The 13520-nt window shown below is 64.8% G+C and carries 12 protein-coding genes; 7 read left to right on the forward strand and 5 right to left on the reverse strand.

The features are described from left to right. Positions 1 to 87: 87 nt before the first annotated feature. Positions 88 to 1020: a siderophore-interacting protein gene (locus tag ACO6VM_RS21265; RefSeq protein ID WP_422403784.1), complete on the reverse strand. Its 933-nt coding sequence runs from the start codon at positions 1018 to 1020 to the stop codon at positions 88 to 90. A 122-nt stretch (positions 1021 to 1142) separates the two neighbouring features. Here ACO6VM_RS21265 and ACO6VM_RS21270 point away from each other — a divergent pair, with 122 nt between their 5' ends. Beyond that, a complete protein-coding gene (locus tag ACO6VM_RS21270) occupies positions 1143 to 2765 on the forward strand; it encodes a twin-arginine translocation signal domain-containing protein (protein ID WP_422403785.1) in 1623 nt (540 codons plus the stop codon). Between the two features lie 191 nt (positions 2766 to 2956). Here the strand turns inward: ACO6VM_RS21270 and ACO6VM_RS21275 are convergent, their stop codons facing one another. From ACO6VM_RS21275 to ACO6VM_RS21285, 3 genes are read right to left on the reverse strand one after another with little or no spacing between them, the layout of a single operon-like run. Continuing rightward, complete coding sequence (locus ACO6VM_RS21275) at positions 2957 to 4378, reverse strand: efflux transporter outer membrane subunit (protein WP_422403786.1); 1422 nt, start codon at positions 4376 to 4378, stop codon at positions 2957 to 2959. 3 nt (positions 4379 to 4381) lie between these two features. Continuing rightward, complete coding sequence (locus ACO6VM_RS21280) at positions 4382 to 6346, reverse strand: MacB family efflux pump subunit (protein WP_422403787.1); 1965 nt, start codon at positions 6344 to 6346, stop codon at positions 4382 to 4384. A 1-nt stretch (position 6347) separates the two neighbouring features. Beyond that, a complete protein-coding gene (locus ACO6VM_RS21285) occupies positions 6348 to 7523 on the reverse strand; it encodes an efflux RND transporter periplasmic adaptor subunit (protein WP_422403788.1) in 1176 nt (391 codons plus the stop codon). Positions 7524 to 7741: 218 nt separating this feature from the next. Between ACO6VM_RS21285 and ACO6VM_RS21290 the strand changes: the two genes are divergently transcribed. From ACO6VM_RS21290 to ACO6VM_RS21310, 5 genes are all read left to right on the forward strand, one after another. Beyond that, a complete protein-coding gene (locus ACO6VM_RS21290; protein ID WP_125464904.1) occupies positions 7742 to 8218 on the forward strand; it encodes a sigma-70 family RNA polymerase sigma factor in 477 nt (158 codons plus the stop codon). 168 nt (positions 8219 to 8386) lie between these two features. Beyond that, the gene (locus tag ACO6VM_RS21295) at positions 8387 to 8872 is read left to right on the forward strand and encodes a histidine kinase (protein ID WP_390969681.1); all 486 of its coding nucleotides are present in this window, start codon (positions 8387 to 8389) and stop codon (positions 8870 to 8872) included. Between the two features lie 61 nt (positions 8873 to 8933). Further along, positions 8934 to 10259: an MFS transporter gene (locus tag ACO6VM_RS21300; RefSeq protein WP_401056263.1), complete on the forward strand. Its 1326-nt coding sequence runs from the start codon at positions 8934 to 8936 to the stop codon at positions 10257 to 10259. A 94-nt stretch (positions 10260 to 10353) separates the two neighbouring features. Then, complete coding sequence (locus ACO6VM_RS21305; RefSeq protein ID WP_422403789.1) at positions 10354 to 10650, forward strand: type II toxin-antitoxin system MqsR family toxin; 297 nt, start codon at positions 10354 to 10356, stop codon at positions 10648 to 10650. Between the two features lies 1 nt (position 10651). After that, on the forward strand, positions 10652 to 11053 hold the full coding sequence (locus tag ACO6VM_RS21310; protein WP_401056259.1) for a type II toxin-antitoxin system MqsA family antitoxin: 402 nt from the start codon (positions 10652 to 10654) through the stop codon (positions 11051 to 11053). Positions 11054 to 11112: 59 nt separating this feature from the next. Here the strand turns inward: ACO6VM_RS21310 and ACO6VM_RS21315 are convergent, their stop codons facing one another. Continuing rightward, a complete protein-coding gene (locus ACO6VM_RS21315) occupies positions 11113 to 12795 on the reverse strand; it encodes an electron transfer flavoprotein-ubiquinone oxidoreductase (protein WP_125859467.1) in 1683 nt (560 codons plus the stop codon). Between the two features lie 528 nt (positions 12796 to 13323). On the opposite strand from ACO6VM_RS21315, the gene ACO6VM_RS21320 reads away from it, so the two are divergent. Continuing rightward, positions 13324 to 13520: electron transfer flavoprotein subunit beta/FixA family protein (locus ACO6VM_RS21320; RefSeq protein WP_422403790.1), on the forward strand; the 197-nt coding region annotated here is incomplete at its 3' end.

The following is a 13520-nucleotide window of genomic DNA, read 5'->3' on the forward strand; positions in this document are numbered from 1 at the left end:
TTGCCGAGCGGGTGCGGTCGGTGGTTGCTGCACGTGAAGGGGAGCCGCAACAAGTACTGGGGCCGCGTAATGCGGCCCCAGTGCTTTTCAGTCCAGTACCCGCCCGGCGCGCCAGTAGCCCATCAGCGTCAGGCTTTCGCGTGGCAGGCCGCGCGTCTTGATCAGGTGTCGGCGGATGTCCATCACCGCCCCTGACTCGCCAGCGACCCATGCGTGGAAGCCGTTGCACTCGCCGCTGCCCTGTTCCCAGAGAATCTGTGTGTCGATGTCTACTTCTTCCAGCCGGCCTGGTGCCGCTGCGCGCACAGCGGGCAGGCTGGCCAGTTCCTGTACGGCGTGGCGCATGGCCTGGCCGTGCTCGCTGCGCAGCAGGTCACGGGGCAGCCAGTGCAGGCGGGTTGCCGGGCTGTGGCGCAGCGGCAGGCAGTCGTCTTCCAGGGGTACTTCGATGAAGGCTTCTACCGCAAGCTCAGGGGACTGGTCGGCCAGCTGTTCGAGGATGCCGGCGATGGCCGGCAGGGCGGTTTCGTCGCCCACCAGCAGAATGTGCCGGGCGTTGTGCGGGGGTTTCCATTCATAGCCGCCGGGGTCGCCGGCATAGGCCAGGTTGGGGGCGACCATCTGCAGCCGGTCACCCAATCGGGCGGTTGTCGCCCAGGACGATGCCGGGCCGTTCACCCCATGCAGGACAAAGTCCACATCCACTTCACAGGCTTCGCGGCGCAGGGCGCGAATGGTGTAGGTGCGCATCGGCGGTGTGTCCTGCGGCGCCAGGTGGCGGCGTGCCTGTTGCCACTGGCCGTCCTTGGGCAGGTTGGGCGCAGCGCCCGCGGGGGTGGGAAAGAACAGCTTGATGCGCTGGTCGGGAGCCAGGGTGGTCATCTGGGCCACGTCAGGGCCGCTGAAGACGAAGCGGCACAGCGAGGGGCTCAAGGCCACGATGGCCTTGAGCTCGATGTCGAAGATCCGGTAGGCGGTGGCCTTGCTGGGGCGGATCAGGCGGGCAAGCAGGGAGGTCATGGGGGTACCTCTGGCAACGGGAGATACTCAACAGACGAGCGCCCCGGCCGCTAAATTTACCCGGCCGAGATCCGTCCTAGCTTGGATAGAAGCCGCGTCACGCGGAGACGGATTGAGGCGCAATGACAATTTCTCGACGAGGATTCATCGCAGGCCTGGCGGTAGCGGGCGCTGCCGGCACGGCGGCCTATTACGCGCACAAGGAACTGACCCACGACCCGCAGGACGATGTGGTCACGCCGGGCGAGGCCAGCGTGGAACTGGCCGACGCCGCCGGGCAGGTGCTGGCGGACTTGCTGCGCGGGGTCTGGGACATCCGCTTTGCCGGCGCCGATGGCGGCCTTGATGGCCTGCCCAAGGAAGGGGTGGAGATGTTCCTCGATGTCGCCACCAAGGGCCGCGGGCTGCGGGGCTTCGTCGATACCGGCGAACGCCTGCGTGGCGACGGCGAGGCGGCCTACCGTGTGCTCGGCGACCTGGTGGGTGCCAGCAGCGCCCAGGTGCGCTGGCGCTTGGTCGGCCTGCACGGCGGCCCGGGCTATGAGTGCGTGGCCAGCCTCGATGAGGTGTGGGGCACCTTTGCCAATGCCGGCCCAGGTACCCTCAGCGGCCGTATTCAACGCCTGGATCGCCCGCTGACGCTGCCGTTGCAGGACAGCCGCTTCGTCGCGGTCAAGCGCCCATTCCCCGAAGCGCGCGAGCGCCTGCCCTACACCGCGCAGATGCAGGACTGGGTGATCGGCGCCGAGCATCGGCTGTTCCACCAGCTCTGGCACGCGACCCGCGATCAGTGGCACAAGCTGCCCGTGGAGAAGCACAACGCGCTGCGTGGCCTGGGCTGGCAGCCCGGCCCGCGCGACCGCGAGCGCGATGCCCGTGGCCCGCGCAAGCACCGCAATGGTTCAGGCATCGACTTCCTGTTCATGCATCGGCACATGCTGATGCATGCCCGCACCCTGCAGGACCTGCCGTCCTGGCAGCGCTTCCCGCTGCCGCAACCGAGCGTGGAGTTCGACCGCGCAGGCTTTGCCCGTTACCACGACAACCACGACGGCCACCGTGTGCCGCCCAGTTGGCAGGCGCCCGAGGACGAGGCTTACGGCCAGTGGGTGGCGGCGATCAAGGCGGGTGAGACGTTCTGCAGCAACTTCCAGGTGTGGGAGTCGCAGTACCAGGACCCGCAGTACCTGTCGAAGCTGTCGCTGGGGGCCTTCGGCTCCGAGCTTGAGATGAACCTGCACGACTGGTTGCACATGTGCTGGGCGTCGGTGCCGCGTGACCCGATCAACGGCGCGCCGGTGCCCTTCGCCCGTGACCCTGCGGACTTCGCCGCGCGCTGGTTCGAGCGTGAAAACGATTTTCTCGGCGACCCGTTCTCGTCCCACGTCAACCCGGTGTTCTGGGCCTTCCATGGCTGGATCGACGACCGCATAGACGACTGGTTCCGCGCCCACGAGCGCTATCACCCTGGCCAGGTTCGGCGCCAGCAGGTCAATGGTGTGGCCTGGTTCGCCCCTGGCCGCTGGGTGGAGGTCGATGACCCGTGGCTGGGGCCCGATACCCATGGCTGCAGCACCGAGCCGGGCACGCGCCCGGGCAAATCGGTCGAGATGGACGTGGAGGTGATGAAACTGGCCTTGCGCATCACCTTCGGTGAAGACGACAAGATCGGCGGGCTGCTGCGCAAGGTGCCGCAACGGCCCTGGTACGCGCGGCATCTGTCGATGAAGAACATCGCGACTTGATGGGGTAGCCCGCCCTCTTTAGGGGCGGCCTTGTGCCGCGAAAGGGCTGCAGAGCAGCCCCAGGTTTCGGTGTAAAGGCAGAAATCGCTGGGGCCGCTGCGCGGCCCTTTCGCGGGGCAAGCCCGCTCCCACAGGGATCGCGCTAGCTTTAGCAGTTGAGTAAGACAGTTGCTCCTACGAGGGGCGGCGGATTATGGCCGAGCCTCGGCCAACGCCTGCGGCGCCTGCCACCCCCCACCCAACGCCTTGTACAACGCCACGCTGCCCTGCAGTCGTGCCAGGTACAGTTGCGCCTGCTCATCCTGGGCCAGGTACAGGGTGCGTTGGGTTTCCAGCACGCTCAGCAAGGTCTCGGCACCGGCGGCATAACGCTGCTGGGCGAGATCGAAGGCGATGCGCGCCTGCTGCACTTCCTGGTCTTGCCACTGGCGCTGGCGCTCCACGCCACTGATGGCGTTGAGGGCTTTCTCGACATCGGAAAAACCGGCCAGGATGCTGCTGCGGTATGCCTCCAGCAGTTCCTGCTGCTCGGCGCTGGCCAGCTCGCGCTGGGCGCGCAGGCGGCCATTGTTGAAGATGGGCGCGGTAAGGCCGGCGGTGAGGGTGTAGTAGGGGCTGTCGAAAATGTTGGCAAAGGTCCTGGAGCCGCTGCCAAGGTTGGCGCCCAGGACCAGGCGCGGCAGCATGGCGGCCCTGGCTACCTGTACGTCGGCGCTGGCGGCGGCGAGGCGGGCTTCGGCGGCGGCGATGTCGGGGCGTCGGCTCAGCAGTTCGCTGGGCACGCCGCTGCCGATCACTGGCCAGCGCAGCGCGCCGATCACCTCGTTGCCGGCAGGCAGTGCCTGCACTGGTTCACCCAGCAGGGTGGCCAGGGTGATGCGGTTGTCCTGGTGGCGCTGTTCGAGCAGCGGCAGCTGGCGCTCCTGGGCGGCCACCAGGCTGCGCTGCTGGGCCAGTTCCAGGCGGGTGGCGGAGCCGGCGCGTTCGCGGGTCTCGACCAGGCCGAGCACGTCGCGGGCGTTGTCGAGGTTGAGGCGGGCGATGCGCAATTGCTCCTCCAGGGCCAGGCCCTGCAGGTAACTGTCGGCCACGGCACTGACCAAGGTCAGTTCGACGGTCTGGCGCTCGAAGCGGCTGGCGTCCAGGCTACGCAGGGCGCTGTCACGGGCGGCGCGCAGGCCTCCCCAGAAGTCGATCTCGTAGCTGGCGCTCAGGCGGGTTCCGAACGAGGTGCTGGTGCGTTCGCTGCTGCTGGCGTCGAGCTGGTCGTTGCCGTCACCGCGCAGCAGGCGCTGGCGGCTGGCATCCAGGCCCAGCTGCAGTTCCGGCAGCAAGGGGGCGCCGGCGATCACCGCGCTGGCCTGGGCCTGGCGCACCCGGGCGGTGGCGGCGGCGAGGTCGTAGCTGTTTTGCCGGGCGCGTTCGATCAACTGATCAAGCACTGGGCTGGCGAAGGCGCGCCACCAGTGGCCGTCCGGCCAGGGTTGCGCGGTTTCGGCGGCGCCTTGCCAGGCGGCTGGGGCGTCGATGCCCGACGCCGGTGGCGGCGGGGTGCTGCAGGCGGCCAGGAACAGGCTCAGGGTCAACAGGCTGATGCGGCTGGGGATCGTCATGGATTATTCGCTGGTAAGGGCTTTGACCGGGTCTAGGCGGGCGGCCTTGCGGGCCGGCATGAAGCCGAACACCACACCGGTGACCACGGCGCAGGCGAAGGCGCCGATGATCGCGGGCAGGGCGAAGGCCACGGCGATATCGGCCAGCAGCAGGCTGCCGCCGATGGCCAGGGCGAGGAGGATGCCGGTGACGCCGCCGACCATCGACAACATCACCGCTTCGGTGAGGAACTGGCGCAGGATGTCGCGCTGGCGGGCACCGGTGGCCATGCGGATGCCGATCTCGCGGGTGCGTTCGCGCACGGTCATGAGCATGATGTTCATCACGCCGATGCCACCGACCAGCAGGGATATCGCGGCGATCGCCCCGAGCATCAGCGACAGGCTGTTCTGGGTGCGCGCCTCGGCCTGGATCAGCGCGGCGTCGTTGGTCAGCTCGAAATCATGCTTGCCCTGGTGGCGCTGGCGCAGCAGGTGCTCGATCGCCTGTTCGGTTTGGTGCACCCGGCTGGAGTCCTGGGCGGCGATGGCGATGTATTCGGGGTCGCCGCTGCCGAACAGGCGAATGGCGGCGGCCGAGTAGGGCACCACGATGCGCTCGTCGCTGTCCTCGCTGCCGGAGCTGGCGCCCTTGGCTTGCAGCACACCGATCACCTGGAACGGCACGTTGCCGATCAGCAGGTATTGGCCGAGCGGGTTGCTCTGCTCGCCGAACATCTTGCTCCGGACCTTCTGGCCGATCACCGCCACGGCTGCGCCACTGGCTTCGTCGGCCTCGCTGTAGAAGCTGCCTTCGACCACCGGCCAATTGAAGATCTCGGGGAACCAGGTGTTGTTGCCGCCCACGTAGAACTGCTGGCTGTTGTTGCCCTGACGCACCATCAGCTTGTCGCCGATCACCGGCATGACATGTTTCACCTGGGGCAGCTCGGCGATGGCGGTCACATCGTCGAGGGTGACAATGCCTGCGGGTTCGCGCTCGGTCGCACTTTTACCGTTGAGGTAGAGGATGTTCGAGCCGAAGGCGGCCATCTGCGCCATCACCTGGCGTTTGCTGCCTTCGCCGACCGCCAGCATGACCACCACCGAGGCCACGCCAATGACGATACCGAGCAGGGTGAGCGCGGTACGAAAACGGTTGACCCACATCACCCGCCAGGCGGCTTGCAGTGACTCGAGCATTTCGCCTTTCCAGGCACCTTTATGGCTGGCGCCGCTGTCCAGGCGTTGCCGCAGGTCGTCGGCCTGCAGGTGGCGGGCGGCTACGCTGGCAGCTTGCTCGGCGGCCGAATCGCTGACCACCTGGCCGTCGCGCACCTCGATCACCCGTTGGGCGCGGGCGGCGACTTCGCGGTCGTGGGTAATCAGGATGATCACGTGGCCCTGGCTGGCCAGTTCGTCGAGCAGGGCCATGACCTCGGCGCCGCTGTGGCTGTCGAGGGCGCCGGTGGGTTCGTCGGCGAGGATGATATGGCCGCCGTTCATCAATGCCCGGGCGATCGACACGCGTTGTTGCTGCCCGCCTGAGAGCTGGTGCGGGCGATTGCCGGTGCGGCTGGCCAGGCCCAGGCGTTCGAGCAGGGCATGGGCCCGTGCATGGCGTTCGGCCGGCGGCGTGCCGGCATAGATGGCCGGCATCTCGACGTTTTCCTGGGCCGAGCCCGAAGGGATCAGGTGATAGCCCTGGAACACGAAGCCGAACGCCTCGCGGCGCAGCCAGGCCAGTTCGTCACCGTCCAGCTCGGCCACGTCGCGGCCGGCGAAGCGGTAGCTGCCGGAAGTCGGGCGGTCAAGGCAGCCCAGGATGTTCATCAGGGTCGACTTGCCGGAGCCCGAAGCGCCGACGATGGCGACGAACTCGCCGGGGTGGATGCTCAGGCTGATGCCGCGCAGCACCTCGACTTTCGGTGAATCGATGCCACCGTAGGCCTTGTAGATGTCGCTCAATTCGATCAGGGGCGTGCTCATCTCAACTCCCGCTGGTCGGCGAACCGATCACCAGGCGTTCGCCTTCGTGCAGGCCGTCGAGGATCTGCACGCGCAAGCGGTCGCTCAGGCCGGTGCGCACTTGGCGCGCCTCGACCTTGCCGTCGGCCTTGAGTACCTGGGCCAGGCGCAGGCCGTCGTCCGGGGTGTCTTGCAGCGCGGCCAGCGGGGCGCTGAGTACCTGGCTGGCCTGGCCGGCGACGAAGAACACCTGGGTGGTCATCTCGGCCATCAGGGCGCCGTCGGGGTTGTCGACGTCGAGCAGTACGGTGTACTGCACCACCTTGCTGCCGGTGGTGCCGGCCGTGGCGCTGGCCGGGCTGCCGCCGCCCTGGGCGCTTTGATCCAGCGGCTTGGGCGGGATCGGCAGGATCTGGCGCACGGTGCTGGCCCAGCGGCGTTTGCCACCTGCAAGGGTGGTGAAGTAGGCGGTCATGCCGGATTTGACCTTGCCGATGTCGGCTTCGGATACCTGGGCCCAGACGGTCATCGGTGACAGTTTGGCGATGCGCAGGATCAGCGGGGTCTGTTGTTGGGCATTGAGGGTCTGGCCTTCGCGAGCGTCCACGGCCACCACGGTGCCGCTCATGGGGGCATAGATGCGCGTGTAGCCAAGCTCCGCCTCGTCGCTGCGCAGGCTGGCCTGGGCCTGGAGGATCTGTGCCTGGTACATGTCGATGCGGGCCTGGGTCACTTTCAGCTGGGCCTGGGCGGTTTGCAGGTCTTCCTGGCGGCTGGCGCCAGCGGCGGCCAGGTCGCGCTGACGCTGGTGTTGCTGCTGGGCCAGGAGGTACTGGGCGCGTTGCTCGGCGAGTTGCGCCTTGAGGTTTTCGATGGAGTAGCGGCCAGCGTCGAGCTTGGCCTTTTGCGTGGAGGGGTCGATCTCCACCAGCAACTGGCCTTCGCGGACTTCATCGCCGGCCTCTACATGCAGCTTGCGGATCTGCCCGGACGCCTGGGCACCGACGTCGACATAGCGGCGCGGTTGCAGGGTGCCGAGGGCGGTGACGCTGCTTTCGATATCGGCGCGGGTCACCGGCACGGTGCTGACCTGCGCACCGCCCAAGGGCAAGGTGGTCCAGGCCAGCAGGCTGCCCAGGCCAAGCAGGCCCAGGGCTGCAATAAGCAGACGGCGACGGGGGGCGGTTGTGCGTGTCATGCGGGCTTCCAGCCGAAGGGAGTGGCCGGGCGCGGCCATGCACGGCGCGCTCGGGGGTCCCAGTTAAACGAACCTGCTGCGTGCCGATTTAACCGGGCGAAAGGCCAGCATCGATGTTGCTGAGAATAATTATAATTTGTAAGATCGTTCGCTTACTTCACTCCTATCCGCTGCCCATGCCATGTCAGCGTTTGCGCAGGGAAAGGCCAGGTACCGTCGTGGAACACTACTATCGCGAATTGGTGAGCTTTCTCTCTGCACGCCTGGGCAATCGCCAGGCGGCGGAAGATGTGGCCCATGACGCTTACCTGCGGGTGCTGGAACGTACTGAGGGCGAGCAGATCGAGCACCCGCGGGCGTTCCTCTACCGCACCGCGCTGAACCTGGTGGTCGATCGCCACCGGCGCCACCTGGTGCGCCAGGCCGAGCCGCTGGAGGTGCTCGATAGCGACGAGCGTTGGCACAGCCCGGCACTGACCCAAAGCATGCAGCAGGACCAGCGCCTGGCCCTGATGCAGCAAGCCCTGGATGAGTTGAGCGCGGTGTGCCGTGACTGCTTCCTGTTGCGCAAGCTCGATGGCCTGTCGCACCCGCAGATTGCCGAGCGCCTGGGCATTTCCCGCAGCCTGGTGGAGAAGCACATCGTCAATGCCATGAAGCACTGTCGCTTGCGCATGCGTCAGTGGGAGTCGTGAATACGCCGTGAAAGGCAGGTGAAAATTTCCTGTGCTGGCAACTTGATTTCCAGTTGTTTCAAGACAACTATCAATAAAGACCCGATCAGGCGGCCTGCCTGACGTTTGCCTGTTCTGGCGCAGTACGGTCATGGAGCCCATTCATTACCTTGCGGCCAGGTGCGGACGATGCCCAACAAATCCCTGCGCATCCTCATCGCTGACGAACACCCCGACCAGCGTCTGCAACTTGAGCGGCTGCTCAATGGCCTGGGCTATTACCGCATCGCCCCGGTGGAGAGCTTCGACGATCTGCAGCGTCTGGTGCACAGTGCCCTGCTGCCGTTCAACCTGTTGGTTGGCAACATCGAACTGGCCAGCCATGCGGGCGTCGACCTGGCGCGCTTCTGCCGGGTCAGTACGCAGATCCAGCACGCCTTGTTGTATCACTCGCAGCAACTGAAGGTGCCTGCCGTGCCGCAGAGCGAGCGTCAGGCGGTGAGCGTCAGCCTGCCAAGGGTGCCTGATTGCGAGGCGTTGGGGTCGTTCATGGCGATCATCGACCTGCCGGTGGTGGTCGGGCAGGTACCCTTGCCGGCCAGCCTTTGCGGCGCAGCCGGCTATGGCAAGCGGCGGATGAATTTCGGCCAGACCGTTTTCAGCCGAAGTTCCTGACTCGGCCCCCGTTAACGGCATTTGCTATCCTCTTGGCCTTTTGCCGATCTGCGGACCTGCCATGACTGCCATCGATAACCCCCGAGCGCCCGGCTTCAGCCGCGGCGACCACCGGACCCTGGGCCTGGCGGCGCTGGGCGGCGCCCTGGAAATCTACGATTTCATCATCTTCGTGTTTTTTGCGCTGACCCTCAGCCAGCTGTTTTTCCCGCCCGAGATGCCAGAGTGGCTGCGGTTGCTGCAAAGTTTCGGGATTTTCGTCACCGGGTACCTGGCGCGGCCTTTGGGCGGCATTCTCATGGCCCATTTCGCCGACCATCTGGGGCGCAAGCGGGTGTTCAGCCTGAGCATCCTGATGATGGCATTGCCGTGCCTGTTGATCGGCGTGATGCCGACCTACGCCGACATTGGCTACGCCGCGCCGCTGATCCTGTTGGCCCTGCGTATCCTGCAAGGGGCTGCGGTGGGGGGCGAGGTGCCCAGTGCCTGGACCTTCGTCGCCGAGCATGCGCCGGCCGGGCGGCGAGGCTATGCGCTGGGCTTTCTGCAGGCGGGGCTGACCTTTGGCTATCTGCTTGGCGCGCTGACTGCGACGCTGCTGGCGCAGCTTTATACACCGCAGGAGATACTCGATTACGCCTGGCGCTACCCGTTCCTACTGGGCGGCGTGTTCGGCGTGATCGGTGTGTGGCTGCGCCGCTGGCTGAGCGAGACGCCGGTGTTTCTCGCCCTGCGCGAACAGCGGGAGCAGCCGGTGGCCTTCCCGCTGCGCAGTGTGCTTGGCGAGCATCGCCGGGCGCTGATGCCAGCGGCGTTGCTGACCTGCGTGCTGACCTCGGCAGTGGTGGTGCTGGTGGTCATCACGCCGACGGTGATGCAGCAGCGTTTCGGCATGACGGCCGGGCACACCTTCGCCTTGAGCAGCGTGGGCATCGTCTTTCTCAACATTGGTTGCGTGCTGGCCGGGTTGCTGGTCGACCGCATCGGCGCCTGGCGTGCATTGATGATCTACAGCCTGGCGCTGCCGCTGGGGATTGGCGCGTTGTACGCCAGCCTGGTGGGGCAGTGGGGCATGACCTGGCTGGCCTACGCGCTGGCCGGGCTGTCCTGCGGGGTGGTGGGGGTGGTGCCGTCGGTGATGGTCGGGCTGTTCCCGGCGCAGATTCGGGTGTCGGGGATTTCTTTCACCTACAACATCGCCTATGCCCTGTGGGCCAGTACCACGCCGCTCGCGTTGATTGCGCTGATGCCGTGGAGCCCCTGGGTGTGTGTCGGCTTTTGTCTGATCATGGGCACGGTTGGGGTGCTGACGTCGCTGTATTTCGGGCGGCGTGAGCCGTTGGCATTCGGTGCCGAGCCCATGCCGATCATGTGTGGTGACAAATGAAGTGGTAGTGGCGGTGGGGCGTTGAGGCAGACTTCCGGGCGGGGGTTATTGGAATAACCTATTAGCCAAATTTAACCTGAAAGGTTAATTTCTCATGGAAAAGAGAACGCCGCATTGTCCGTTGGAGCGGGTACGAGTTCTGCTAAGAGAGGGGAAGGTGCGCTCGACACGAGCCGCAACTCAGGGCGCTCACAAGCTTGGCCTTCGGCCTCGACAGATCGTCGATGTCATTCAAGGGCTCTCGTCTTCTGATTTTTATAAGAGCATGACGACCTATCTAGACCACAGAATTTGGCAGGATGTTTATCACGTACCTACCCAGTTCGGCTGGATCTACGTGAAATTGACGGTGGTCGACGACGTGCTGGTCGTGTCCTTCAAGGAGCTTTGAAATGAAATGTCCAATGTGTGGGGGCGCGGAATTGATTGCCCAGTATCAGGACATGCCCTATCGCTATAAAGGCCAAGAGACGGTGATCCCCGATGTGTTCGGGGACTATTGCCTGGTCTGCGGAGAAGCGGTGCTGAGCATGAAAGAGGCGGAGCGCATAAGTGATCTTATGCAGGCTTTCGACCGGCAAATCAATGCCGCAGTTGTCGACCCGGGTTTCATAGTGGCTGTACGCCGAAAATTCGATCTGGACCAGCGTGAGGCCGGTGAAATCTTCGGTGGTGGCGTCAATGCTTTCTCCCGCTACGAAAACGGCAAGACCCAGCCACCGGTTGCGTTGATCAAGCTACTCAAGCTGCTCGACCGCCACCCCGAGCTGTTCGAGGAAGTCAGGACCGCCTGATACGAAAAAGCCCCCAGGCCTTGCGGTCAGGGGGCTTTTCATTACTGCGAGGGCAGGCCTTACATGTTCGGGTAGGTCGGCCCGCCGGCGCCTTCAGGGGTGACCCAGGTGATGTTCTGGGCCGGATCCTTGATGTCGCAGGTCTTGCAGTGCACGCAGTTCTGCGCGTTGATCTGGAAGCGCTTGCTGCCGTCTTCCTGGGTAATCACTTCATACACGCCGGCCGGGCAGTAACGCTGCGCCGGTTCGTCGTACAGCGGCAGGTTGCTGGCGATCGGGATGTTCGGGTCGGCCAGCTTCAGGTGACAGGGTTGTTCCTCTTCATGGTTGGTGCTGGAGAGGAATACCGAGCTGAGCTTGTCGAAGCTGAGCTTGCCGTCCGGTTTCGGGTAGTCGATCTTCTGCGAGTCCGCTGCGAGCTTGAGGCAGGCGTAGTCCGGCTTGGTGTCGTGCAGGGTGAAGGGCAGCTTGCCGCCGAACCAGTTCTGGTCCACGTAGTTGAACGCGCCACCGAGCAGCGGGCCGAACTTGTGCAGCGCCGGGCCGAAGTTGCGGCTGGCGAACAGCTCTTCATGCAGCCAGCTGGCCTTGAACGCGCTGACATAGCCGTTGAGCTGGTCGCCGCCTTCGCTGCCGGCGATCAATGCGTCAGCTACCGCTTCGGCGGCGAGCATGCCGGACTTCATCGCGGTATGGCTGCCCTTGATCTTGGAGAAGTTCAGGGTGCCCAGGTCGCAGCCGATCAGCGCGCCACCGTTGAACACCATCTTCGGCAGCGAGTTCAGGCCGCCTTTGCAGATGGCGCGGGCGCCGTAGCTGATGCGCTTGCCGCCTTCGAGGTACTGGCTGATCACCGGGTGGTGCTTCAGGCGCTGGAACTCGTCGAAGGGCGAGAGGTACGGGTTGGCATACGACAGGTCGACGATCAGGCCCACCACTACCTGGTTGTTTTCCAGGTGATAGAGGAACGAGCCGCCGGTGTTCTCGGCGCTCATCACGTCCAGTGGCCAGCCAGCGGTGTGTACCACCAGGCCTTGCTCGTGCTTGGCCGGGTCGACTTCCCAGATTTCCTTCAGGCCGATGCCGTAGTGCTGCACGTCGGATTCGTTGTCCAGGTCGAAGCGCTTGATCAGTTGCTTGCCGATGTGGCCACGGCAGCCTTCGGCGAACAGGGTGTACTTGGCACGCAGTTCCATGCCAGGGGTGTAGAGGCCTTCTTTCGGGTTGCCTTCGCGGTCGACACCGAGGTCACCGGTGATGATGCCGCGCACCACGCCGTTCTCGTCGAACAGGGCTTCCTGGGCGGCGAAGCCTGGATAGATCTCGACGCCCAGGTTCTCGGCCTGCTGGGCCAGCCAGCGGCACAGGTTGCCCAGGGAGATGATGTAGTTGCCCTGGTTGTGCATGGTCTTGGGCACGAACAGGTCGGGGACCTTGGTCGAGCTGTCGGCACTTTTCAGCACATAGATGTCGTCGCGCTTCACTTCGGTGTTCAGCGGCGCGCCGAGTTCTTTCCAGTCGGGGAACAGTTCGTTCAGGGCGCGCGGCTCGAATACCGCGCCGGAGAGGATGTGGGCGCCGACTTCGGAGCCTTTCTCGACCACGCAGACGCTGATCTCGCTACCGGCTTCGGCGGCCTTCTGCTTCAGGCGGCAGGCGGCGGACAGGCCCGCCGGGCCGGCGCCGACGATGACCACGTCGAATTCCATGTATTCGCGTTCCACTGGTTCTCTCCTACTCATCAAGGCTCGTGCTGTTGCTTGGTCTTATTGGGTGCTGGGGCGGTCATGCGTAGCGGCTGATGCTGTAGCTGCTGGAATGACGGACTACACCGTTTTGTCTTGGCCGCGCATTATATCTACACCACTTGGCGGGTCCAATACAAACGTTTGTTTGAATTTGCCGGAGCCCAGTAAAATCACTGGTACGCGGCTGAAGGCTGGCCAATTTGGCGTATTGACCGGATGGGGTGTTACGGTCAAGATACGAGCGCTTTTACGCTCGCCGTAGGCTGACCGACGGGCGCAGGTGCACCCCTAAAGACCAGGCGTGGAGCAGGGTTTACGGGCCGAATCAGGTTTTGTAGTGGAGTCTACACGCCACGACAGAAAATGACCCGCGGGTTTTACCCCAAAGGGTCGTAACAGGACTGATCGGTCATCTGAATTCTGCCGGCTCCAGAACGTTTTTAGAGGTGCCCTTGTACCCACGCGCATTCGCCGGGCAGCCCCCAGGCGACATTCTTTTCACCGGAGAGTAACGAGGAATCCATGAAGGTTCTTGTAGCTGTCAAACGAGTGGTCGACTACAACGTCAAGGTTCGCGTCAAGGCGGACAACTCCGGCGTCGACCTTGCAAACGTCAAGATGTCCATGAACCCCTTCTGCGAAATCGCCGTGGAAGAAGCCGTCCGCCTGAAGGAAAAGGGCGTGGCGAGCGAGATCGTCGTCGTTTCCGTCGGCCCGAC

This window comes from Pseudomonas sp. GZD-209 (assembly GCF_049310485.1).
In the GTDB taxonomy this organism is placed as follows: domain Bacteria; phylum Pseudomonadota; class Gammaproteobacteria; order Pseudomonadales; family Pseudomonadaceae; genus Aquipseudomonas; species Aquipseudomonas sichuanensis.

What these genes read in the sequence shown, in the direction of transcription:
- ACO6VM_RS21265 (WP_422403784.1), bottom strand. Translation starts at nt 1,020, where the DNA reads ATGACCTCCCTGCTTGCCCGCCTGATCCGCCCCAGCAAGGCCACCGCC.
- ACO6VM_RS21270 (WP_422403785.1), top strand. Translation starts at nt 1,143, where the DNA reads ATGACAATTTCTCGACGAGGATTCATCGCAGGCCTGGCGGTAGCGGGC.
- ACO6VM_RS21275 (WP_422403786.1), bottom strand. Translation starts at nt 4,378, where the DNA reads ATGACGATCCCCAGCCGCATCAGCCTGTTGACCCTGAGCCTGTTCCTG.
- ACO6VM_RS21280 (WP_422403787.1), bottom strand. Translation starts at nt 6,346, where the DNA reads ATGAGCACGCCCCTGATCGAATTGAGCGACATCTACAAGGCCTACGGT.
- ACO6VM_RS21285 (WP_422403788.1), bottom strand. Translation starts at nt 7,523, where the DNA reads ATGACACGCACAACCGCCCCCCGTCGCCGTCTGCTTATTGCAGCCCTG.
- ACO6VM_RS21295 (WP_390969681.1), top strand. Translation starts at nt 8,387, where the DNA reads ATGCCCAACAAATCCCTGCGCATCCTCATCGCTGACGAACACCCCGAC.
- ACO6VM_RS21300 (WP_401056263.1), top strand. Translation starts at nt 8,934, where the DNA reads ATGACTGCCATCGATAACCCCCGAGCGCCCGGCTTCAGCCGCGGCGAC.
- ACO6VM_RS21305 (WP_422403789.1), top strand. Translation starts at nt 10,354, where the DNA reads ATGGAAAAGAGAACGCCGCATTGTCCGTTGGAGCGGGTACGAGTTCTG.
- ACO6VM_RS21310 (WP_401056259.1), top strand. Translation starts at nt 10,652, where the DNA reads ATGAAATGTCCAATGTGTGGGGGCGCGGAATTGATTGCCCAGTATCAG.
- ACO6VM_RS21315 (WP_125859467.1), bottom strand. Translation starts at nt 12,795, where the DNA reads ATGAGTAGGAGAGAACCAGTGGAACGCGAATACATGGAATTCGACGTG.